This is a genomic window from Sulfitobacter sp. 15WGC (assembly GCF_005068605.1).
Classification (GTDB): Bacteria; Pseudomonadota; Alphaproteobacteria; order Rhodobacterales; family Rhodobacteraceae; genus Sulfitobacter; species Sulfitobacter faviae.
In genome coordinates this window covers 1-22,947 of sequence record NZ_SZNL01000030.1, presented here as the reverse complement: position 1 = coordinate 22,947, position 22,947 = coordinate 1, and the positions used below count along the sequence as shown (strand labels likewise).

The 22,947-nt window shown below is 62.8% G+C and carries 21 protein-coding genes; 15 read left to right on the top strand and 6 right to left on the bottom strand.

Translation table 11 applies throughout. From position 1 onward, the window contains the following. Window positions 1-196, bottom strand: a 196-nt coding sequence (locus FCK22_RS16885; RefSeq protein ID WP_136720680.1) for a hypothetical protein, incomplete at its 3' end; no start/stop codon positions are given. Window positions 197-904: 708 nt separating this feature from the next. On the opposite strand from FCK22_RS16885, the gene FCK22_RS16880 reads away from it, so the two are divergent. The 4 genes from FCK22_RS16880 (at window position 905) to FCK22_RS16865 (ending at window position 5,972) form a co-directional block, all read left to right on the top strand. Continuing rightward, window positions 905-2,476, top strand: a complete 1,572-nt coding sequence (locus tag FCK22_RS16880) for an ABC transporter substrate-binding protein (RefSeq protein WP_067268106.1) — start codon at window positions 905-907, stop codon at window positions 2,474-2,476. 82 nt (window positions 2,477-2,558) lie between these two features. Further along, window positions 2,559-3,515 carry an ABC transporter permease gene (locus tag FCK22_RS16875; protein ID WP_067268104.1) on the top strand — a complete coding sequence of 319 codons (957 nt, stop codon included), beginning with the start codon at window positions 2,559-2,561 and terminating at the stop codon, window positions 3,513-3,515. Window positions 3,516-3,517: 2 nt separating this feature from the next. Next, window positions 3,518-4,336: an ABC transporter permease gene (locus FCK22_RS16870; protein WP_082852164.1), complete on the top strand. Its 819-nt coding sequence runs from the start codon at window positions 3,518-3,520 to the stop codon at window positions 4,334-4,336. Window positions 4,337-4,355: 19 nt separating this feature from the next. Continuing rightward, the gene (locus FCK22_RS16865) at window positions 4,356-5,972 is read left to right on the top strand and encodes an ABC transporter ATP-binding protein (RefSeq protein ID WP_067268101.1); all 1,617 of its coding nucleotides are present in this window, start codon (window positions 4,356-4,358) and stop codon (window positions 5,970-5,972) included. Between the two features lie 10 nt (window positions 5,973-5,982). Here FCK22_RS16865 and FCK22_RS16860 read toward each other — a convergent pair whose 3' ends face one another. Genes FCK22_RS16860 through FCK22_RS16840 form a run of 5 tightly spaced genes read right to left on the bottom strand, consistent with a single transcriptional unit; the run spans window position 5,983 to window position 12,321 of the window. Then, entirely contained in the window at window positions 5,983-7,314 is a 1,332-nt protein-coding gene (locus tag FCK22_RS16860) for an aspartate aminotransferase family protein (RefSeq protein ID WP_067268099.1), read from the bottom strand. 3 nt (window positions 7,315-7,317) lie between these two features. Continuing rightward, window positions 7,318-8,430: a phosphotransferase gene (locus FCK22_RS16855; protein ID WP_067268097.1), complete on the bottom strand. Its 1,113-nt coding sequence runs from the start codon at window positions 8,428-8,430 to the stop codon at window positions 7,318-7,320. Continuing rightward, window positions 8,427-9,716: an ArgE/DapE family deacylase gene (locus FCK22_RS16850; RefSeq protein ID WP_067268095.1), complete on the bottom strand. Its 1,290-nt coding sequence runs from the start codon at window positions 9,714-9,716 to the stop codon at window positions 8,427-8,429. Before FCK22_RS16850 ends, FCK22_RS16855 begins: the two co-directional genes overlap by 4 nt. Window positions 9,717-9,733: 17 nt before the next feature. Further along, window positions 9,734-11,296 carry an acetolactate synthase large subunit gene (locus FCK22_RS16845; RefSeq protein ID WP_067268094.1) on the bottom strand — a complete coding sequence of 521 codons (1,563 nt, stop codon included), beginning with the start codon at window positions 11,294-11,296 and terminating at the stop codon, window positions 9,734-9,736. Then, window positions 11,293-12,321, bottom strand: coding sequence for a histone deacetylase family protein (locus FCK22_RS16840; RefSeq protein ID WP_067268092.1), 1,029 nt, complete (start codon window positions 12,319-12,321; stop codon window positions 11,293-11,295). Before FCK22_RS16840 ends, FCK22_RS16845 begins: the two co-directional genes overlap by 4 nt. Here FCK22_RS16840 and FCK22_RS16835 point away from each other — a divergent pair. The 11 genes from FCK22_RS16835 (at window position 12,286) to FCK22_RS16790 (ending at window position 22,828) form a co-directional block, all read left to right on the top strand. Then, window positions 12,286-13,104 carry a GntR family transcriptional regulator gene (locus FCK22_RS16835; protein WP_067268091.1) on the top strand — a complete coding sequence of 273 codons (819 nt, stop codon included), beginning with the start codon at window positions 12,286-12,288 and terminating at the stop codon, window positions 13,102-13,104. The genes FCK22_RS16840 and FCK22_RS16835 overlap by 36 nt on opposite strands. 99 nt (window positions 13,105-13,203) lie before the next feature. Further along, a complete protein-coding gene (locus tag FCK22_RS16830) occupies window positions 13,204-14,778 on the top strand; it encodes an ABC transporter substrate-binding protein (protein WP_067268089.1) in 1,575 nt (524 codons plus the stop codon). A 75-nt stretch (window positions 14,779-14,853) separates the two neighbouring features. Further along, complete coding sequence (locus tag FCK22_RS16825) at window positions 14,854-15,825, top strand: ABC transporter permease (RefSeq protein ID WP_067268087.1); 972 nt, start codon at window positions 14,854-14,856, stop codon at window positions 15,823-15,825. Then, a complete protein-coding gene (locus FCK22_RS16820) occupies window positions 15,822-16,661 on the top strand; it encodes an ABC transporter permease (RefSeq protein ID WP_082852163.1) in 840 nt (279 codons plus the stop codon). Before FCK22_RS16825 ends, FCK22_RS16820 begins: the two co-directional genes overlap by 4 nt. Then, window positions 16,658-18,280 (top strand): ABC transporter ATP-binding protein, encoded by a 1,623-nt coding sequence (locus FCK22_RS16815; RefSeq protein WP_067268085.1) that lies wholly within the window; start codon window positions 16,658-16,660, stop codon window positions 18,278-18,280. Before FCK22_RS16820 ends, FCK22_RS16815 begins: the two co-directional genes overlap by 4 nt. Window positions 18,281-18,316: 36 nt before the next feature. Continuing rightward, entirely contained in the window at window positions 18,317-19,066 is a 750-nt protein-coding gene (locus FCK22_RS16810; RefSeq protein WP_231886447.1) for an SDR family oxidoreductase, read from the top strand. A gap of 152 nt (window positions 19,067-19,218) precedes the next feature. Then, complete coding sequence (locus tag FCK22_RS16805) at window positions 19,219-19,689, top strand: (2Fe-2S)-binding protein (protein ID WP_067268082.1); 471 nt, start codon at window positions 19,219-19,221, stop codon at window positions 19,687-19,689. Between the two features lie 4 nt (window positions 19,690-19,693). After that, entirely contained in the window at window positions 19,694-20,119 is a 426-nt protein-coding gene (locus FCK22_RS19400) for a molybdopterin cofactor-binding domain-containing protein (RefSeq protein WP_248646576.1), read from the top strand. Further along, window positions 20,029-21,993, top strand: a complete 1,965-nt coding sequence (locus FCK22_RS16800; protein WP_248646574.1) for a molybdopterin cofactor-binding domain-containing protein — start codon at window positions 20,029-20,031, stop codon at window positions 21,991-21,993. Before FCK22_RS19400 ends, FCK22_RS16800 begins: the two co-directional genes overlap by 91 nt. Before the next feature lie 244 nt (window positions 21,994-22,237). Further along, window positions 22,238-22,573 carry an Hpt domain-containing protein gene (locus tag FCK22_RS16795; protein WP_067268078.1) on the top strand — a complete coding sequence of 112 codons (336 nt, stop codon included), beginning with the start codon at window positions 22,238-22,240 and terminating at the stop codon, window positions 22,571-22,573. Between the two features lie 12 nt (window positions 22,574-22,585). After that, on the top strand, window positions 22,586-22,828 hold the full coding sequence (locus FCK22_RS16790) for a hypothetical protein (RefSeq protein WP_136720679.1): 243 nt from the start codon (window positions 22,586-22,588) through the stop codon (window positions 22,826-22,828). Window positions 22,829-22,947 lie beyond the last annotated feature (119 nt).

The following is a 22,947-nucleotide window of genomic DNA, read 5'->3' as shown; positions in this document are numbered from 1 at the left end:
GCGGGTTTTCCGATACCGCCACGGTCATTTTCTGCTCGGAAAGAACGGTTTCGAGGGTTTCTTCCACATCCCGAGGGAACCGCAGGTCGTCGCAAGCGGCGAGCAGGCTCAGGGCAGCGAGGGGGATTAAAATTTTCAAACCAATTGGATTGTCCACGCCTTTGGCACCATGCGGCGTAGCTTTGCGGGGCGTCATCACATTATTCCTTTGAGCCGGATCGCAGGGGGATAACCGGCGGTTACCCGAAAGGTTTCTGTAACGGTCAACCTCACCCCCCGCGGCCCGCTCGGTTAATTTTCGTCGGAGGCGTGGATTGGGGGCGCATCCTTGGAGCGCCTGTTTCTGCACCCGGGCGCGGCGCGAAGCCCGCGCATTTCGGAGGCTATGCCGTCGGCGGGCGCAGGGTGACCATCGACCGCCCGCGCGACGAACCTTACAGTCACTGGCATTTGCGAGGCTGTCGACACTGCCTGGGGTGCGCAGACGACCAAAGCCAAAGGAATTTTGCGGCGGCTTTATGCGCCGACCAACCAAAGGTTTTCAGGGCACGCAGCAGGGGGTGGCGGCTGAGCTGCCCCACCCGCCACCCCTCAACATCTTGATCTTCCCGTAAAACATCACTAGCCGTAACGTAACTTCGCGACAGGCGACCGGGGTATCTATACCCCGGTGTCGGAACCGGCTATGCCTATGGCCAAGATCGTTGCGGCGGGCGAAATGCCGCGACGGATCGCAGCGCAGAGGGGCGCGCGCCATCCTTTGGCCGCGTGTTTCGACAGCGCCTGCGGCTGGGCAAAGCGCCCATGCCAGTGCGAGTGCGGCGGCCAATGACGCGGCACCGCTGCAAGACGCCGAGCGCTTTGTCAGAGCGTTCGAGCAAGAAAACAAACAAAGGGGGATACAATGACCAATTTCACAAACCGTCAAACCGGCCCGAGCCGTCGCAGCTTTCTAGCCGGGACCGCCGCCGCCGTGGGGGCAGGGCTGATCCTGCCACGCGGAGCGCGGGCACAGGCGCAACCCAAGAAGGGCGGCACCCTGCGGGTGGGCTTTACCCAAGGCTCCACTTCCGACAGCCTTGATCCTGCGACCTTCAACAATGACTTCATGTTCGCCAGCGGCTATGCGGTCTTCAACACATTGACCGAAATCGCCCCCGATGGCACCGCCCAGCCCGACCTTGCCGAGAGCTTTGAGGCCAGCAGCGATGCGGCCACATGGACCTTCCGCCTGCGCGACAATGCGCAATTCTCGGACGGCAAGACGGCCACGGCGAATGACGTGATCGCTTCGATCCGTCACCACATGGGGCCCGAGTCCAAATCCGGTATCAAACCGCTGCTTGAGCAGATCACCGATATCCGCGCCGATGGCGATAAGGTCGTGATCTTTGAACTGGCCGCGGGCAACGCGGACTTCCCGTTCATCTTCAATGATTACCACCTCGGCATTCGCCAAGACACGGGCGATGGCACGATTGACCCCAACAGCCGCATCGGCACCGGCGGCTATGTGATCGATGTCTTCGAGCCGGGCGTGCGGGTCGAACTCTCGCGCCGCGATGACTACTGGAAAGAAGGCCGCGCGCATTTCGACAAGGTCGTGATCCTGAAAGTCGGCGACCCGGCGGCCCGGATGAACGCGCTGATGACCGGTGAGGTCGACCTGATCGACCGGCCCGACCTCAAAACCATCAACCTTCTGGGCCGCGCGCCCAACGTGAAGATCCACACCCAAGACGGCACGCTGCATTACATCATGCCGATGCAGACCAACACGGCGCCCTTCGATGATCTGAACGTGCGGATGGCGCTGAAATACGGCATCAACCGCGAAGACATGATCGAAAAGGTTCTGCGTGGCTATGGCACCGTGGGCAACGACCAACCAATCTCGCGCTCCATGCCCTATTACAACGACGATCTGGAGCAGATCACCTATGATCCGGAGCGGGCGAAGTACCATCTGAAACAGGCGGGGCTGGAAAGCCTCGACGTGACGCTCTCGACCTCGGATGCAGCGTTCAACGGGGCGGTGGATGCCTCTGTGCTCTTTGCCGAAAGCGCGCGGCCTGCTGGCTTGAACATCGAAGTGAAGCGCGAGCCGGATGACGGCTATTGGTCGAACGTCTGGCTGCAAAAGCCCTTCTGCTGTTCCTATTGGGGTGGCCGTCCGACGCCTGACCTCATGTTCTCGACCGGCTATGCCGCCGATGCGGAGTGGAACGAGACCAAATGGGACAACGAGCGCTTCAATGAGCTGCTGTTGCAGGCCCGGCCTGAGCTGGACCAGACCCGCCGCGCCGAGATGTACGGCGAGATGCAGAAGATCGTGAAAGAGCAGGGCGGCGCGCTGATCCCGGCCTTTGGTCAATATGTCTCGGCCATGAGCGAAAGCGTTCAGATGCCCGAGGAAGTGTCCGAGATGTGGGATCTCGACAGCCAGCGCTTCATCGAACGCTGGTGGATGTCCTAAGCCACAGCTTCACGCGGGCGGCCCCCAAGGGCCGTCCGTTTCCCGCACCAATGGCCCGCCCCGGGCCGGAGAAAACCTTAAAATGTCCCGGCTTCAGAAGCTTGTTATCGGCCGAGTGTCCCTCGGCATTCTGACCCTCTTTGTCGTATCCGCCCTCATGTTCGTTGGCATCGAACTTTTGCCCGGTGATCTGGCGCAGCAGATCCTTGGCCAATCGGCGACTGAATCGACCCTCGCGGCCTTTCGCGCCGAGCTTGGCCTCGATCAGCCTGCGCATCTTCGGTATTTCGATTGGCTTGGCGGTGTGCTGCGCGGTGATTTCGGCACCTCTTTGGCTTCGGGGCGCGAGGTGTCTGAGCTTTTGGGCCCGCGGCTTGCCAATACCATGTTTCTGGCCGTCTATGCCGCCGTTATCGCCGCCCCGCTGGCGGTGATCCTTGGGCTGCTGGCGGCGCTGTGGCGCAACACGCTGTTTGACCGCGGCGTCAACCTGACCGCGCTTTCCGCCATCTCCATGCCCGAGTTTTTCGTAGGCTATGTCCTGATCCTGTTTCTGTCGATCAAGGCGGGCGTCTTTCCGACGCTGGCACGGATCGACAGCGCCACGGGGCTGTGGGACGCGCTCTATCGCAGCTTTCTGCCCGCGCTGACGCTTATTCTTGTGGTCGTGGCGCATATGATGCGGATGACGCGGGCGGCCATCATCAACGTGCTGGCCTCGCCCTATATCGAGATGGCCCGCCTCAAGGGCGTGCCGCGCTGGCGCATCATTCTGCAACACGCGCTGCCCAACGCGCTGGCGCCGATCGTCAATGTGGTGGCGCTGAACCTTGCCTATCTGGTGGTCGGCGTGGTGGTGGTTGAGGTCGTCTTTTCCTACCCCGGTCTGGGCCAGTTACTGGTCGATGCGGTTTCCAGCCGGGATTTCCCGGTGGTGCAGGCGGTGGGGCTGTTCTTTGCCGCTGTCTATATCACGCTGAACGTTCTGGCCGACATCATCTCGATCATGTCCAACCCGCGTCTGCGGCACGGGAGATAACGATGAAATCTTTGCTGAAATCCGCGCCTCCTTCGGCGATCTTTGGCATGGTGGTGCTGGTCCTCGTGGCGATCACCGGACTTTTCGCCCCGTGGATCGCGCCCTATGGCGAGACGGAGGTGGTGGGCGACGCCTATCTGCCGTGGAGTGGCGCGCATCCGCTCGGCACCGACAATCTGGGCCGCGATATGCTGTCACGCATGATCTTTGGCGCGCGCAATACGGTTGGGCTGGCGCTGCTGACCACGGCCATTTCCTTTTCGGTCGGGGCCACGCTGGGGATGCTGGCCGCGCTCAAAGGCGGCTGGCTGGATGAAGTCCTGTCGCGGCTCGTCGATGTGTTGATGGCCGTGCCGCCGCTGATCTTGGCGCTGATGCTCTTGGCCATTGTCGGCCCCTCGATCCCCAATATGGTCGGGGTGATCGCGGTGATCTATGTGGCGCCGGTCTATCGCCTGTCGCGCGCGGCGGCGATGAATGTCGTCGGGCTTGATTTTGTCGAGGCCGCCAAGCTGCGCGGAGAGCGCACGCCGTGGCTGCTGCGGCGCGAGATATTGCCCAACATTTGGTCCACCCTGATCGCTGAATTTGGCGTGCGCTTTTGCTTTGTGTTTCTCTTTATCGCGGCGCTGTCCTTTCTTGGCATCGGGATTCAGCCGCCCACGGCGGATTGGGGATCGATGGTAAAGGAGAACGCCACCCTGATCAGCTTTGGCGATATCACGCCGCTGATCCCGGCGGCCGCCATCGCCTTGTTGACCGTTGCGATCAACCTGATCGTCGATTGGATGCTGCACCGCGCCAGCGGTCTGAAAAGTTAACCAAGCAGGGGCCAAGCTTATGGGAAATCTTCTGAACATTCGCGGTCTCCGGCTTGAGGCAGGCAGCCGCGCGCGGCCCAATGTGATCATCAAAGGGCTCGATCTGGAACTGGACCGGGGTGAAGTGCTGGGTCTTGTCGGCGAGAGCGGGGCGGGCAAAAGCTCCGCTGGCTTGGCGGCGATGGGCTATGTCCGCGACGGGGTGCGCTTTGCCGGGGGCAGCGTCGAATTCGACGGCACCGAATTGATCGGCATGGGGCGCGGGCAATTGCGCCGGTTGCATGGCAAGCGCATCGCCTATGTCGCCCAGTCTGCGGCGGCAAGCTTTAACCCCGCCAAGACGCTGATCGACCAATATACCGAAGCGCCGCGTCTACACGGTGTCTCGGGCCGCGCGGCGGCAGAGCAGGACGCCGTCGCGCTCTACCGTCAGATGCAATTGCCCAACCCCGAAGAGATCGGCTTTCGCTACCCGCACCAAGTGTCGGGCGGCCAGTTGCAGCGGGCGATGACGGCGATGGCCATGGCCTGTCGCCCCGACCTGATCATCTTTGACGAGCCGACGACCGCTTTGGACGTGACCACCCAGATCGAAGTGCTGGGCGCGATCCGCGATATCGTCGAGCAATATGACACGGCGGCGATCTATATCACCCATGATCTGGCGGTGGTGAGCCAGATGGCCGACCGCATCTGCGTGATGAAGGATGGCGCGGCGGTGGAGACCGCGCCGACCAAGACCATGCTCGACGCCCCGCAAGAGGACTATACCCGCTCGCTCTGGGCCGTGCGCTCCTTCCGCCGCCCGGACGCTAAGGCGGGGGAGGCTCCGGCGCTGATCCGCTGCGAGGGGGTTTCGGCGGCCTATGGGCCGATGACGGTGCTGGACAACCTCAACTTCACCTTTCCGCGCGGCCAGACCACTGCCGTCGTCGGAGAAAGCGGGTCGGGTAAATCAACCCTCGCCCGGGTCATCGCAGGGCTGTTGCCCCCCGTCGCCGGGCAGTTTTTCTGGAACGACGCGCCGCTTGAGCCGCAACTGGCCAAACGCGGGGCTGAGACGCTGCGCAATATCCAGATGATCTATCAATCGGCGGATACCTCGCTGAACCCGCGCCACAGTATCCGCGAGATTTTGGCCCGCCCGGTGCGCAAGTTCACGGGCCGCAGGGGGCAAGAGCTTCAGGCGCGGGTGGCGGAACTGATGGATCTGGTCGACCTCGACCGCGCTTTCCTTGACCGCAAACCCAGCGAACTCTCGGGCGGGCAGAAGCAGCGCGTGGGCATCGCGCGGGCGCTGGCAGCCGAGCCGGAGTTCATCATCTGTGACGAGGTCACCAGCGCGCTGGACCAATTGGTGGCCGAAGGGATCCTGCGGCTTTTGGTGCGTTTGCAGACCGAGCTGGACCTGACCTTCATGTTCATCACCCATGACTTGGCCACGGTTGAGGCGATTGCCCATAAGGTGATCGTGCTTAAGAATGGCCAGATCGTGGAGCAGGGCGGGCGTGATGAGATCTTCGGCGATCCAAAGCAGGCCTATACCAAGCGGCTGCTGACATCGGTCCCGCAGATGGACCCGGAATGGCTGACCGAGGCCCGCGCGCGGGAGCGGTCTCTGCGCGAGGCGCAGTAGGGCCGCAGGGTTAACCCCCCTCGGCCCGCGCGGCGGCGAAGGCGGCTTCTGTCGCGTCGAGGAACAGGGTCGCCTCGGCCTGCTGCAAGACAAGCGGGGGGCGGATTTTCAGCACATTGGCCCCCGGCCCGGTGGCGCTGATCAAGACGCCATTCTGGCGCAGATGGTTGACCACGAATTTGGCGCGGGCGGCATCGGGGGCGTTGGTCTCGCGCGCGGTGACGCATTCGACCGCCAGAAACAGCCCCGCGCCGCGCACATGGCCGATCTCGGGGTAGCGGCTCGCGATGTCTTGCAAGCCGCTCTTGAGGTAGCCGCCAACGGCTGTGCCATTGTCCTGCAATCCCTCATCCGCGATCACGTCGAGCACCGCCATGCCCGCGGCGGCGGCCACGGGATTGCCGCCAAAGGTGTTGAAATACCGCGCCTTTTCGCCAAATTCTTGCACCAGCTCTGGCCGCATCGCGGTGCCGGAAAGGGGGAAGCCATTGCCCATCGGCTTGCCCATCGTGACCATGTCAGGCACCAGCCCGTGGCGCTCGAACCCCCAGAAGGCATCGCCGGTGCGGGCAAAGCCGGGCTGCACTTCGTCAGCGATGAAAAGCCCCCCTTCGGCGCGGATCAGATCGACAGCTGGTTGCAGGAACCCCGCCGGATCGGGATGCAGCCCGTCACTGGAAAAGATCGTATCGACGATGAAGGCCGCAGGCTCGATCCCATCGGCGCGCATCTCGGCAATCGCTTGGCCCAGATCGGCGGCGAGTTTAGCGCCCTGCTGCGCCTCGGGGATGCGCAGCGTGTCGGGCGCGTCGATCAGCCGGATGCGCGGGCTGCGCGGGGTGAATTCGCCCAGAGAGGGGGAGAGTTCGGCCACCGCTTCGGTCAGCCCGTGATAGGCAAGCCGGGTCACGATGACGCCCTCGCGCCGGGTATAGCTGCGGGCGATGCGCAGGGCGATGTCATTCGCCTCGGACCCGGTGCAGGTGAACATGACATGACCAAGCGCCTCGGGCATGGTAGCGAGCAGCCGTTCGGCGTAAGTGACAACGTTTTCATGTAGATAGCGGGTGTGGGTGTTCAGCACGCCCAACTGCTGGGTGATCGCCTCGACCACGCGGGGGTGGCAATGGCCGACCGATGCGACGTTGTTGTAAGCATCGAGATATCTGCGCCCGTCCTTATCCCAAAGCCAGACACCCTCGCTGCGCGTGATATGCAGCGGCTGGTCGTAGAACAGCCGGTAGGCGGGGCCGAGCGCTTTGGCGCGGCGGTCGATCAGGGCGCGGTCTGCGGGGCTGAGGGCCTCGGCTTGGGCGCTGTCATAGGCGTTGATCATGGTCATCGGTCACTCCGTTCCCGCAGCATGGTGCAGGGATTTGATCGCGGCGGCGTCGCCCACATGGTCGAGCGCGGCCAGCCCGCGTTGCGAAGCGGCGGCGTTGCGCAGGATATAGGGGGCATTCTCAGGATAGCGCCGCGCGCGGGAGGCGCCGATTGCCAAGGTGGTGGCATGGCGCAGGCGGATCAGACTGGGCAGAAGCGCGACCTCTTCGGCCTCCAGCGGCAGCCGTGTGGCGAAGCCCGCGACCATCTCGCAAATGGCACCCAGCGGATCCGTGCCTTGGCCGAGTTGATAGGAGCAGGCCACCGCCAAATCACAGGCCAGCGGCGTATGCACCATATCGCCGAAGTCGATCAACCCGACGGGATGCTGCGCCTGTGGCGCGTCGACCAGAATGTTATGGGGGTTGAAGTCATTATGCACGATCTGTGCCCGCAGATGCGGCAATCGCGGGGCGGTTTCCGCGTCAAACTGGTCAAGCCTATGCTGCAACTGCTGGCGCAGCGCGGCGTCCTGCACATCCGCCAAAAGGGGGCGCAGGTGGCCCGCTTGTTTGATGTCCCATTGCAGGAAATGCCCGCCCGCGGGGTGAAAGAAGCCGCGCAGCCCAAGGGTGACCCGCGCGTGAAAATCGCCCAAGGCGCGGTAGAGGCCCGGCTGCGGGGTCGCATTGCTGAGCACGGTGCCGCCGAGGAAGGACATCAGGCGAACGACATGGGGCTGCCCATCGGCGGCGGTGGCGACCTCGGCAGCTTTGCCGTTTAGGCTGGCGCAGATGCGTTGCACGGGCAGTTCGGGATCGGCGGCGGCCAGATGCATCAGTGCCGCGGTCTGCATGTCGGTCACCGCCCGGTCTTCGGCGGCATTAGTGACCTTTAGGAGCGCCTGCTCGCCCGTGGTCAGGGTGATCAGAAAATTCGCGTCTTTTTCAGCGGCAAGCGGTTCGATCTGCCCCGAGATACCATAGAAACGCAGCGCAACCTCCGCCGCGCGGGCCGCGTCAAAGGCGGGCGGGTCTTGTGCCAGCAGGTCGGTCTGGGTCCCGGTCTCTTCCACCAGCACACCGCTGAGAAACGGGGGCAGGCCGCCGTGGAGCGTGATCCCGGCCTCGGTCATGGGTAGGTGCCTTCGGTCCCGCACCATTCGGCGATGAAGAGCGCCATGGCTTGGGTGATCTTCTTGACCGAACTGAGGCTGACGGATTCGTTGATCCCGTGAATGTTGCGCGATCTTGGCCCGTAGCAGAGCGCGGGGATCTTGTTGTAAAGCGCATAAACCCGCGTATCGAGGTAGCCCGCCGTCATGAAGGATTGCAGCGGCGCGCCGATGGCCTCTTCATGGGCGCGTTCCAACACGGTTTCAGCCTCGCTGCCCGGCTCCAGCACATAGCCTTCGGCGTAGAAACCGTTGAAGACCACCTTGGGCGGGTTGTTCGACAGGAAGCTGTCGCTTTGGGCGAAGGCTTTGACCCGCTCGGTGATCTCCCGCGCGGCATCCTCGGCGCTGCGGCCCGGATAGATGGAAACGCGGCAATCGATGTTGCACCATGACGGCACTGATGAGGCCCAATCGCCGCCTTCGATCTTGCCGATGTTGAGGTTGATCGGATGGGCCTCGTCTTCGAAATGCGGGTGCTCGCCTTTCTCGGCGTTCCACTCCTCCTCCATCTCGCGCAGGGCTGTGATGACGCGGGTGGCAGCATCAATGGCATTGGCCCCTTCGCCCATTTCGCGCACATGGACCGGCACGCCGCGCAACTGCACCTGAAACCAGATGACGCCGGTGTTGGCGCGGACCAGCATTTCCTCTTCGGGTTCGGGGATGAAGACCGCATCGGCGGTGTAGCCTTGCAGGAAAGTCTGCAAAGCGCCGTTGCCAGTGGATTCCTCCTCGACCACGGATTGCACATAGACGGTCGCCGCCGGTTGCAGCCCGATGCGGCGCAGCGCGTCGAGCGCAAAGATATTCGCAGCCGCCCCTGCCTTCATATCGCCCGCGCCCCGGCCATACATCCAATCGCCGTCAATCTTGGCCGAAAAGGGCGGATCGTCCCACATGTCGTGCAGCCCCTCGGGCACCACGTCGAGATGCGATTGCAGGATCAGCGAGCGGCCCCGCTCATCGCGCGGGCGGTGGATGCCCACGACGATGGGCGCGTCGGAATGATCGTCCGAGTATTTCGACCCGCCGGGATGCGCCTCAATCGCGGCGCGGTCCATCTTGAAACGGTCCATCGCGTAGCCACGGCTTTGCAGGCTGCGAAACAGCAGGTCTTGGATCGCATGTTCATGGCCGCGCAGGGAGGGCATTTGCACGAGCTTTTGGGTAAAACTTACCTGTTCGGCAAATCCGTCTTCGACAGCCTGAAGGATGCGAGACTTGAGGTCTGGATCAAGGGGCATGGCGTGTCCTTTCGGGGTTACAGCATCGCTTCGATGAGGAAGGGGCCGGGCTCTTTCGCGGCCTCTTCGATGGTGCGCATCAACTCGGCAATGTCTTCGACCCGTTTGCCCGGCACGCCCATGCCCTTGGCCATGGCCACAAAATCCAATTGCGGGCGGTCGAGGTTCAGCATGCTCAGCGCGTCGGGGCCGGGTTGGGCGCCGACGTTGTGCAACTCGCCCTTGAGGATCTCATAGGACTGATTGGCCAGAATGATGGTGGTGACGTTGGAATTCTCGCGCGCTTGGGTCCAGAGCGCCTGAATGGTGTACATGGCCGAACCATCGGCTTGCAGCGTGATCACCGGGCGGTCGGGGCAGGCGATGGCGGCCCCGGCGGAAAGGGGAATGCCAATGCCGATCGACCCGCCGGTCAGCGCGAGCCAAGTGTTCGGCGCGGCACTGTCGCCCGCCGGGAAAGTCGCCCCGCCGGAGGACACGGCCTCATCCACCACGATTGCGTCTTCGGGCAGCGCATTGGCCAAGGCCGCGCCGAGGTTTTGCAGGCTGATGCCGCCCGCCTGTGGTGCCGCGGGCCGCGCGTGGTCGCGCGGGGTGGCGGGTTTCGCACCGATACGGTCCGCCACAGCGGCCAGTGCGGTGGCGCCATCCGCATCGACGGCGGCGAGCGTCACGTTATGGCAATCGACCGGCAACAGCAGGCTCGGCTTTTCGGGGTAGGCGAAAAAGGCGACCGGCGGCGGCGTCTCGATCAGGATGGCGCGGCGGTAGGGGGCAAGGCATTCGAGCGCCGCGTTGATCGGATAGGGGATTTTGTTGACGGCAAACCGCCCCTGTCCGCGCTCCAACCGGCGGTTCGAGGTCGGGGCGAGGATATCGGCGCCGGTCTTTTCCGCGATGCCGTGCAGCAGGGCCATCGCCTTTTGGTTCTCCAGCACACCGCTGCCGACCAGAAGCACGGTCTTCTCACCACTTTCCAAGGCTTTGACCGCGGCATCAAGCGCGGCTTCGTCCAGCGGGGCAGGGGCCGCGGGGGGCACGACCTCGGCCATCTGGCCGCCCGCGTCCCAGCCGATGTCGGCGGGCGCGATCAGCGTGGCGACCTTGCCCGGCTTGCCTTGGGCGACCGCGAGGGCGGTCATCGCATCGGCGGCAAAGCTGCCCGCGTCACGACCCGAACGTACCCAATCGCTGAAGGGCGCACAGGCGCCTTCGACATCCGCCGACAGGGGGGCGTCGTATTTCTGGTGCCGCAGCGCGTGATCGCCCACAAGGTTGACCATCGGCACCCGCGCCTTGCGGGCGTTGTGCAGGTTGGCGGCGGCATTGGCGAAACCGGGGGCAAGGTGCAGCAGGGTCACCGCTGGTTTGCCGGCCATGCGCGCATAGCCATCGGCGGCGCCGGTCACCACCCCCTCGAACAGGCCCAGAACGCAGCGCATCAGTTTGGTGCGGTCCAGCGCGTCGACGAATTGCATTTCGGAGGTGCCGGGATTGGCGAAACAGACCTCCACCCCGCCCGCATGCAGGCTGCGCACAACGCTTTCCGCGCCATTCATATCTTGGGGTGTCTTGCTCATGCTGTGGCCTCGCGGAATGTCGTGAGAAATGATTTTGCGTTATCGGCAAGGGAGGGGCCAAGGTAGCCGCCCTCTTGGATCAATGCGGTGGGAAGGTTCAGCGCCGCCAAGCGCCGGGCCATTTCGGCAAAGCCGTCGGGATAGACCTTCACGGCAGCCAGCGGATCGTCGGCGGCCATGTCAAAGCCCAGCGAGACGACCAGCGCCTCGGCCCCGAAATCGCGGATCGCGGCAATGCCCTTGTCGAGCAGGGCCAGCACCTCATCTTGGCTCGCACCCTGCTCCAGCAGCAGGTTCAGCGATTTGCCCGCCCCGTCGCCTTCGCCCGTCTCATCGGCATGGCCGAGATAGAAGGTGGGGTAGGTGGCCGGATCGGGATGCAGCGAGCAAAAGAAGATGTCGCCGCGTTCATAGAGGATGTCGAGCGAGCCATTGCCGGTGTGCACGTCGATGTCGATCAGCGCGACCTTCTTGAAGGTCTGGGTCAGGCGCTCTGCCGCGATACAGGCGTTGTTGAAAAAGCAAAAACCGTTCGAGCAATCGCGCATCGCATGGTGGCCGGGCGGACGGCAGAGCGCATAGGCCGCGCGGGCGCCTGTCGCCACCGTTTGGGCCGTCTCAATGGCGGTTTGGGCGGACCAATAGGCTGCATCCCATGACCCTTCGGTCAGCGGGGTCGAAGTGTCGGTCATCCACCAACCCAATTGACCGTGAATGTCCTTGGGCTCTTTCCCGCGCCGCACGCCGGGGTGCATGGTGGGAATGGCCAGCGCATCCGGCCCCGCGCTTTCGACGAAACGGGCATGGGCATCGGGCAGGAAATCGACGTAGTCAGGGTTGTGCACCGCCTTGATCGGCGCAAGCCCGTGGTCTTTGGGTTTGCTGATCTCAAACCCTTCGCCGATTAACATATCGCGTAGAATTTCAGCACGTTGTGGCTGTTCTTGATGCGGCATCGCCGCGCCGCGCCGAAAATAATGTGTCGGCGCATGGCCAAGCTGGCGTTCGTCGAAAAAGACTTTCATCACATTCCCTGTGGTCTGATGTCGTTGCGGCGGAGCATTGCAGTTTTAATTTGCAGGCTCAATAGAAATGATGCATCATGCATCAAAACTGGCAGCAAGTCGGCCAGTAAGGATGAGGGCGCGATGGCCGAGATCAATCAAGTTTCATTGGGCGATGCGATTTATGATCGGGTCTGTCAGGACTTGGTGGAAGGCAGGCTTCGCCCGAATGAAAAGGTCACCATTCGCGGCTTGGCAGAGCGGTTGGGTACCAGTTCGACCCCGGTCCGCGACGCGGTGCAGCGGCTCTTGCGGGATGAGGCTTTGGTCCAGCGCAGCGTGCGCGATGTGCGCGTGCCGGTGCTGAGAGAGGCGCAGTATCTTGAAATCGCGAGCATCCGGCGCGAGCTGGAGGGATTTGCCGCAGGCCACGCCGCTGAGGTGGTCGGCCCCAAGGAAATCCGCCGCCTGAAAAAGATCGTGGAGCGGAACGAGGCCGCAGCGGTGGCCGGGCGCTGGCCGCAGGCGGTGAAGTATAATCAAGAGTTCCATTTCGCGCTGGTAGAGGCGGCAGAGATGCCGATCCTGCTGGCCATCCTCAGCGGGCTATGGCTCCGCATGGGGCCGCTAATCGCCGGGTACTATGCGCAAGAGCAGATGGGGCTGGTTCGACATCATCAGGCAATTATTGCAGCCTGTGAGAATCGCGATCCCGCAGCCGCAGCTGCGGAAATGCGCGCAGACATCGATGACGCAAAGGAGGGGATCATAAGATACATCCAATCATTCACCACAGGTGAATGAGCCATCAAGACGCCGCCAATCGCGCGGCGACCACCCAAGCGACTGCAAGAAGCCGACGTCAGATCGGACGCTGCCCTTGGGCGAGTTTCAGCAAAACCAATGGGGATTTACATGCTAAAAACCACTAAATTAACCGCAGCCGTTTTGGCGCTGGCGCTGGCCGGGCCTTTGGCCGCGCAGGATGGTGAGCCGAAGTCCGGCGGCACGCTTAACGTCGTGATCCAGCCCGAGCCGCCCAGCCTGATGATCGGGCTTGTGCAGAACGGCCCGACGCAGATGGTCGGCGGCGATATCTACGAAAGCCTGCTGCGCTATGATTTCGACCTCCAGCCCGAAGGGCAGTTGGCTGAATCATGGGAGATTTCCGAAGACGGCAGGACCTATACCTTCAAGCTGCGCGAGGGCGTGGTGTTCCATGACGGTGAGCCCTTCACTTCGGAGGATGTCGAATTCTCCATGGATAAGTTCCTGCGCGAGAGCCACTCGCGGATGCGCACCTATATGGAACATGTCGAAAGCATCGAGACGCCTGATGACCACACGGTTGTCTTCAACCTCAAACAGCCCTTCGGCCCCTTCATCGGCATCTTTGAGGCGGGCACCGCGCCGATGATCCCAAAGCACATCTATGAAGGTACGGATTACGCCAATAACGAGGCGAACAACACGCCCATCGGCACCGGCCCCTTCAAGTTCGACAAATGGGAGAAAGGCAGCTTCATCCATCTGGTGAAGAACGAAGACTACTATATGGAGGGGAAGCCCTACGTTGACGAAGTCTATTACCATGTGATCCCCGACGCCGCCTCCCGCGCCGTGGCCTATGAGACCGGCAAGGTCGACGTGCTGCCCGGCGGCTCGGTCGAAAATTTCGACGTGGCGCGCATTCAGGCGATGGAAAACACCTGCATCACCGACAAGGGCTGGGAATATTTCGGTCCGCTGTCTTGGATGTGGGTGAACAACGACAACAAGCCGCTCGACGATGTGAAGGTGCGCAAGGCGATCATGCATGGCGTCGACCGCCAGTTCGCCAAGGACGCGCTGTGGAACGGTCTGGGCAAGGTTTCGACCGGCCCGCTGTCCTCCTCCACCCGTTTCTATGACGGCGACACGCCGGATATCTCCTATGATCCGGAAAAGGCCAAAGACCTGCTGGAAGAGAGCAGCTATGACGGCGAAACCATTCGCATCTTGGGCCTGCCTTACGGTGAGACTTGGCAGCGCTGGGCCGAGGCGGTCAAACAGAACCTGAGCGAGATCGGCATGAAGTCCGAGATCGTGCCCTCGGATGTGGCGGGCTGGAACCAGAAGGTTGCCGACCGCGACTTCGACCTCGCCTTTACCTATCTCTACCAATACGGCGATCCGGCGCTTGGCGTTTCGCGGACCTATATGGGCGACAATGCCGCCCCCGGTTCGCCTTGGAACAATGTAGCGAACTACCAAAACCCCGAGACCGACAAGCTCTTTGCCGAAGCGGCCCTGATGGCCAGCCCGGAAGAGCGCAAGGCCGCCTATAAGGAGATCCAAGACGCGATCGTCGAGGATGTGCCGAACATCTGGCTTCTGGAGCTGGGCTTCCCCACCATCTACCGCTGCGACGTGAAGAACCCGGTCAACACCGCCTTTGGCGTGAACGACGGTTTCCGCGACGTATGGCTCGATAAGTAACAAGAGCGACAACGCTCATGGCCCAAGCCGCCGCGGCGGCTCGGGCATCTATCAGAACAACACGGGGCGGATAGCGTGATACGTTTCATATTGGGCAGGTTGGTCAAGGCAGTGTTTATCCTGCTGGCGATCCTTGTCTTCAATTTCCTGCTGATCCATGCGGCACCGGGTGACCCTGCGGCGGTCATGGCGGGCGAAGCCGGGGCGGCGGACGAGAAATTTCTTGCAGACCTGCGGGCGCGTTTCGGCTTGGACCAGCCGCTCTACATGCAGTTGTGGATTTACATCAAAGGCGCGGTGCAGCTCGACCTTGGCTATTCCTTCCGCCAGCAGATGCCGGTGGCCGAGATGATCGGCGACCGCCTGCCCGCGACGCTTTTGCTGACCGGCGTGGCCTTCGTGCTGTCGCTGGTGCTGGGCGTGACCGCCGGTGTCGCGGCCTCTGCCCGGCAGGGGCAATGGGGTGACACGATCATCTCGACCTTCGCGCTGCTGTTCTATGCAACCCCGCTCTTTTGGGTGGCGCTGATGGCGACTCTGGTGTTCTCGGTCTGGCTCGAATGGTTGCCGGGCTTTGGCTATTCCACCATCGGTGCGGGCTATACCGGCCTCGCCCATGTGTTAGATGTGGCGAAACATCTGATCTTGCCGGCCTCGACGCTGGGGCTGTTCTTCACGGCGATCTACATGCGCATGACGCGGGCCTCGATGCTCGAAGTCTCGCGGCTGGACTTCGTGAAAACCGCCCGCGCCAAGGGGCTGAACCGCGGCGTGATCCAGCGGCGGCATATCCTGCGCAATGCGCTCTTGCCGGTGATCACGCTGGCCGGGCTTCAGGCCGGGCAAATCTTTGGCGGGGCCATCCTGACCGAGACCGTCTTTGCATGGCCCGGCATTGGGCGGCTGATGTTCGAGGCGATCAACCAGCGGGACTACAACGTGATCCTCGGGGTCTTCTACATCTCGGCGGCCATGGTGCTGCTGTTCAACCTGATCACGGATGTCATCTATGTCATTGTTGATCCGCGGATAAGGCTGACGACATGATGAGTTTTTGGAAACGTTTCAGCTATAACCGTGGCGCGGTAATCGGCTTGGTCATCCTGACCTTCGTCATAGCCGCCGCCATCCTCGCGCCCATCCTCTTTCCGCAGAGCCCGTGGAAAATGGTGCAGCGCCCCTTCCTGCCGCCTTTCACCCAAGACGGGCTGCTTCTGGGCACCGATGCGCTTGGCCGCGATGTCATGGCGGGGCTTGCCCATGGCGCTTATGTGAGCCTGCTGGTCGGGCTGGTCTCGACCATTGTGGCGCTGGCCATCGGCGTGCCGGTGGGGGCTGTGGCGGGGTATTTCGCAGGCCGGATCGACGACGCGCTCATGCGCTTTACCGAGTTCTTTCAGACCATCCCGAGCTTTGCGCTCGCCATCGTGCTCTTGGCGATCTTCCAGCCCAGCCTGACCTTTGTGATCATCGCGATTTCCATCGTGTCATGGCCCCCGGTCGCGCGTCTGGTGCGGGGCGAGGTGCTGTCGCTCAGAACCCGTGAGTTCGTCGAGGCGGCGAGCCTGTCGGGCCTCGGCAACCTTCAGATCATCACCCGCCACATCCTGCCCAACGCACTGCCGCCGATCATCGTGCTGGCCTCGCTCATGGTGGCGCAGGCGATCCTGCTGGAAAGCTCGCTGTCCTTTCTGGGGCTGGGCGATCCGAACATCATGTCTTGGGGCTATATGATCGGGGCTGCGCGCACCGTGATCCGCACCGCATGGTGGCTGTCCTTCCTGCCGGGCATGGCGATCCTGTTGACCGTGCTGGCGTTGAACTTGATTGGCGAAGGTCTGAACGACGCGCTGAACCCGCGATTGACGAGGAAATCCGAATGACCCTGCTTAGCATCCGTGACCTGTCTATCGCGCTGCCCATGGGGGCGGATCGGCTCTATGCCGCGAAGGACATCAACTTTGACCTCGCCCCGGGGGAGATCCTTTGCATCGTGGGCGAAAGCGGGTCGGGCAAATCCATGTCGGCCAATGCGGTGATGGGGCTGTTGCCGCAGGGGGTTCTGCCCGACAAGGGCAGCATCACCTTTGACGGGCAGGCAATCCTTGGGCTGTCTGAGAAAGAGATGTTGAAACTGCGCGGCAGCCGCATTTCGATGATCTTTCAAGAGCCCCTGAGCGCATTAAACCCGCTGATGCGGATCGGCGCGCAAATCGCCGAGGTTTTCGAAGCCCACGGCGCGCTCACCGGGGCCGAGCGCCGCGCCCGGGCGCTCAAGCTGTTGGAGGAGGTGGGTATTCCCGACCCCGAAGCGGCGATCCGGGCCTATCCTTTCCAGCTTTCGGGCGGGCAGCGGCAGCGGGTGATGATCGCGATGGCCTTGGCGCTGGAGCCTGACATCCTGATCGCGGATGAGCCGACCACTGCGCTCGATGTGACCACGCAGGCGCAGATCCTCAAGCTGATCGAAGACCTGCGGCGCAAGCGTGGCATGGCGGTGATCTTCATCACCCATGACTTTGGCGTGGTGGCCGATATTGCCGACCGGGTGATCGTCATGAAAAAGGGGGAGATCGTCGAGGCTGGCCCGGCCCAAGAGGTGCTGCTGAAGCCCCAGCACCCCTATACCCGCGCCCTTATCGACGCGATCCCCCGGCTGACCAAGACCGAAGCTGCGGCAGAGGTCGAACGCACCCCGCTATTGAAGGTCGAAGGCCTGCAAAAGACCTTCTCCACCGGCTCTGGCACGCTCTTTGGCAAGCGTCGGGTGGTGAAGGCCGTGCAGGACGTGAGTTTCGAGCTTTATGCAGGCGAAACCATCGGCATTGTGGGGGAGTCCGGCTCGGGCAAATCCACCGTCGGGCGCTGTTTGGTGCGGCTGCTTGATCCCGATGGGGGGCGCGTCCTGATGGACGGCGTCGACATCGCCGAGATGTCGGGACCAGAACTGCGGGCGCAGCGGCGCAAGTTGCAGATGATCTTTCAAGACCCGTTTTCGTCACTCAACCCGCGCGCGCGGGTGTCGCGCATCCTGACCGAGGGGCTCATCGCCTATGGCACGCCGGATAAGGAGGCCAAGGCCAAGGCGCGCGAGTTGCTGGAACTGGTCGGGCTGGACGAAAGCGCGATGAAACGTTTCCCGCATGAGTTCTCGGGCGGGCAACGGCAGCGGATCGGCATCGCCCGCGCATTGGCGCTGGACCCGTCGATCATCATCGCGGATGAGGCCGTCTCGGCCCTCGACGTCTCCATTCAGGCGCAGGTGCTTGACCTGCTGGCCGAGTTGAAAAACCGGCTGCATCTGTCGATGCTCTTCATCACCCACGACCTGCGCGTCGCGGCGCGGATCTGCGACCGGATCATCGTGATGCAAAAGGGCCAGATCGTTGAGGCCGGGCCGGTCAGCAAAGTGCTGCACGACCCCGATACCGCCTATACGCGCAGCCTGCTCGACGCTATTCCGGGGCAGGACTATGAACGCGCGCTGGCGGCGACCGATTAGGGCGCTACCTCAGCCGCTGCGCCTAAGATGGATCAGATGATGAAACCTGTGGATCACGATCAAAAGACGCTGCTGCTGACCGGTGCCAGCCGGGGCATCGGCCATGCCACGGCCAAGGCTTTCGCCGACAAGGGCTGGCGGGTGATCGGCTGCTCGCGGCAGGCGTTCTCGCCCGAATGCCCTTGGCCCGGTGGGGCGGAGGACCATGTGCAGGTCGATCTCAGCGATCCGAACCAGACGATAGAGGCGGTCGCGCAGGTCAAAAGGCTTTTGGGCGGTAACCCTTTGCACGCTCTGGTGAACAACGCGGGCGTCTCGCCCAAGGGCGAGGATGGCGCGCGGCTCAGCACGCTCGACACCGATCTGCGGACATGGGGCGAGGTGTTTCATGTGAATTTCTTCGCCTCCGTGGTTCTGGCGCGCGGGCTTCAGGATGAGCTTTCTGCCGGGCGTGGGTCGGTGGTGAATGTCACCTCCATCGCCGGGTCGCGGGTGCATCCCTTTGCCGGGGCGGCCTATGCGACCTCAAAGGCGGCGCTGGCGGCGCTGACGCGCGAGATGGCCCATGATTTCGGCCCCCTCGGCGTGCGGGTGAACGCAATCGCCCCGGGTGAGGTTGAGACGGCGATCCTCAGCGAAGGCACCGACAAGATCGTGCGCGACATCCCCATGCGCCGCCTCGGCCAGCCTGATGAGGTCGCGCGGGCGATCTATTTCCTGTGCAGCGCGGAAAGCTCCTATGTCTCGGGGACCGAGATCGAGGTGAACGGCGGTCAGCACGTCTGACCGCGCCGCGCGCGAGCTTTCTGACAATTGCGTGATCAGGGCAGTCTTGCGCTGTCATCCCCAGCCATTGGACCTATGTACAGCCCCTCAAATCAGGGCAGCTATACGCGCGCTCCCCTCAGGCAAAGCATACCCCAAGGGACAACCACTTCATGATAAAATTCGAATTGAACGGGCGGCAGATCTCTGTCGACGCAGACCCGGACATGCCCCTATTGTGGGCGATCCGTGATGAGATCGGCCTCACCGGCACGAAATTCGGCTGCGGCATCGGCGCATGCGGCGCTTGCACCGTGCATATCGACGGCACCGCGACACGGTCTTGCATCACCTATCTGGGAGACGTAGAGGGCCTGTCGGTCACCACGATCGAAGGGCTGGACGAAGAGGGCAAGCACCCGGTTCAAGAAGCATGGCGCAACCTGCGCGTACCGCAATGCGGTTACTGCCAGTCGGGCCAGATCATGCAGGCGGCGTCTTTGTTGAAAGACACGCCCAACCCCAGTGACGAAGACATCGACGCGGTGATGACCGGCAACCTTTGCCGCTGCATGACCTATCCGCGCATCCGCCAAGCCGTGCGCGACGCCGCAACCGCAATGGGAGGCTCCGACAATGGCTAATCTGATGTCCCGCCTGAAAGGCTCCGACGCGCAACCGCAGATGACCCGCCGCGGGTTTCTGGTGTCGATGACCGCCGCGGGCGTTGCCTTTGGCTTCCCGCAGGCGTCGAATGCCGCGATGAACCCTGCCGTGCCCGATGGCACGCCGATCGCGCCCAATGGCCAGCCCTTTGAGCCGTCGATGTGGTACTGGATCGACGCCGAAGGTCAGGTCAACGTCAACATCATCCGCGCCGAGATGGGTCAGCACGTCGGCACCGCCATCGCCCGCATTCTGGCCGATGAGCTGGAAGTCGCTTGGGAAAATGTGCATATCACCCATGTCGACACGGCTGAGAAATGGGGCCTGATGGTCACCGGCGGCAGCTGGTCGATCTGGCAAAGCTGGCCGGTCTACCGTCAGGCGGGCGCGCCGGGCGCACCGCGCTGATCGAAGCGGCGGCGGCCAAATGGGGCGTCGATCCCGCCGGTCTGACTGCGCGCGACGGGGCCGTGACCGATGGCACGCAGAGCATCAGCTACGGCGATCTGGTGGCCGAAGGGCTCGACCGCAGCTTTACCGAAGACGAACTGGCGGCCCTGCCGCTGAAACCTCACGCCGATCTGCGGCTCGTGGGGCAGGACGTGCATCCGCTTGATCTGGATACGAAAACCACGGGGCAGGCGATCTATGGTCTGGATGCCAAGGTCGATGGCATGGTCTATGGCGTGCCGATGCTGCCGCCGACGCGCTATGGCTCCAAGGTCAATTCAGTCGATGACAGTGCCGCGAAAGAGGTCAAAGGCTATCTTGAGACTGTGGTGCTGGACGATCCCTCGGGCACGGTGCCGGGCTGGGTCGTGGTGCTGGGCAAGACGCTCCATGCCGCGCGGATGGCCACCTATGAGATCAGCGTCGATTGGACGGCGGGCGAGACGGCGGATGTCTCAGAAGACGATATCCAAGCCCGCTCTCGCGAATTGATCGACAGCGATGCCGGGTCGATCCTGCATACCGAGCAGCCTGAGACCCGCGCCGCTTTCGATGCCGCCGCCGAGACGCTGGAGGCCGAATACACCACGCAATCCGTGCTGCACTTCCAGATGGAGCCGGTGAACGCGACCGTCTTCCAAAACGCCGATGGCGTTTGGGAGACCCATGCAGGCAACCAGTGGCAATCACTGATCCTGCCGACGCTGGCCGCCGCGCTGGAGGTGCCCGCCGACAAGATCGTGATGCGCAGCTATATGCTGGGCGGTGGCTTTGGCCGGCGTTTGAACGGCGACTACATCGTGCCCGCCGCGCTCGCCTCCAAGGCCGTGGGCAAGCCGGTGAAGCTGGTCTTCTCCCGCGAGGAAGACGCCCAGTTCGACAGCATCCGCTCGCCTTCGGTGCAAAAGCTGCGCATGGCTTTCGATGAGGGCAAAGCCATCACCGGGATGGAGCATCACGCCGCTGCCGGTTGGCCGACGCAGGTGATGGCACCGGGCTTCATGCCCAAGGGCGTCAACGAAGAACCCTATGACCCCTTCGCCATCGACGGCGCGGATCACTGGTATTCGGTCGGGGCGCATCGCGTGCGGGCGATCTCGAACGATCTGGCCAATGCAACCTTCCGCCCCGGGTGGCTGCGCTCGGTCGGGCCGGGCTGGACCAACTTCGCCGTTGAAAGCTTCATGGATGAGGCGGCGCATAAAGTCGGCGCCGATCCGTTGCAGTTCCGTCTGGATCACCTGAAGGCCGAGGGTCTCAACGCAGGTTCCGCCCCCAATGCGGTGGGCGGGGCATCGCGGCAAGCGGCTGTTTTGCAGCGCGTGGCCGAGATGTCAGGCTATGGCCAGACGGAGTTGCCCGAGGGCACGGCAATCGGGATCGCCACCACCTTTGGCCAATCGCGCACCATGCCGACTTGGACCGCCGCCGCCGTGAAACTGGCGGTGGATGCCGAAACTGGTGACGTCGCGGTCGAGAAGATGTGGCTGGCCTTCGATTGCGGCACTGTGGTCGACCCCGACGGCGCGCGCGCGCAATGCGAGGGCGCGGCGCTTTGGGGTCTGTCCATGGCTCTGCATGAGGGCACGCGGATCGAAGACGGCAATGTCGTCGACCTGAACCTTGGGTCTTACACGCCGCTGCGGATGGTCGATGTGCCTCAGATCGAGGTCGCTTTCGTCGAGAGCACGGAAGTGCCCGTGGGTCTTGGAGAGCCGGGCACCACGGTCATCGCCCCGGCGATTGCCAATGCGATCTTCAACGCCACCGGGGCGCGGGTGCGTCATCTGCCGATTACCGGCGATGCGGTTCTTGCGGCGCTGGAAAGCTGATCGGAGAAGGCGGGCGCGGCATGTCGCGCCCGTCTTCCATTTGGTCTGAAGGCGCCGGCTAGTGAGGCGGGCTGCGCATTTGCCGGGCAGCGCGGCGGCTGCCTAAATTCAACGGCTCAAATTTTGGGCATTCACGCTTAAAAACTTAGAAAATCGCCCATTGCGCCATAATTCTGACAGGTTTCGAACAATAATCTAAACGAGCTATCTGGGCTTCTTTGCGGGCGGGTACGAAGGACGATCTGTGGCACCTACCGAGACATATGAACAACGCGTCGCCGCGACGCGAAAGCGCTTCATCGAAGGGATGCCGGAGCGGTTGCAGGCCGTGGCCGATGCGCTGCGCGAGACGGATGGCGCCGACCCGCGCGAGACCAAGGCGCGCAAGGTCCACCGCATGCTGCACGATCTGGCTGGCAATGCCGCGATGCTGGAATATGCCGAGATCGAAGATCGCCTGCGCAAGGGGCTGCGCGTGGCTGAAGATGCCGATGAATCCTCTGCGCCCTTGTCGACCGATGACATTCGTATAATTGAAACGGCTCTGGCCGATGCCCGCAGTGCCGCTGAAAAAATTTAAGAAAGCCTATCCATGAAGTATCCCGCAATCGGTTTGTTGGCGGCCCTGGCGCCGTTTCAAGTTCACGCTCAAACGGCCCCGGGTGAGGATGCGGCGACCCCCCCCACAGAGCAGGTCCAAGAGGGGCTGATCGCGCGGACCTTCGATCTGGCGGAGCTTGGTTTTCAAAACGGTCTGTCCTTCCGGCAGCTATCGGGCAATGCGACGATCTATATTCCGCTGCCCAACCCGGACGCGCTGAGTTCGGGCTGTTGATTGTCACTGAGAACTGACCCGGTAGCCCCATAAATTGTCACTGAGAATTGACCCATGTGAACACACTTCCCCGACGGTTTTGGTTGGGGGGATTTGGAGTGATCGACATGGGATTTTTG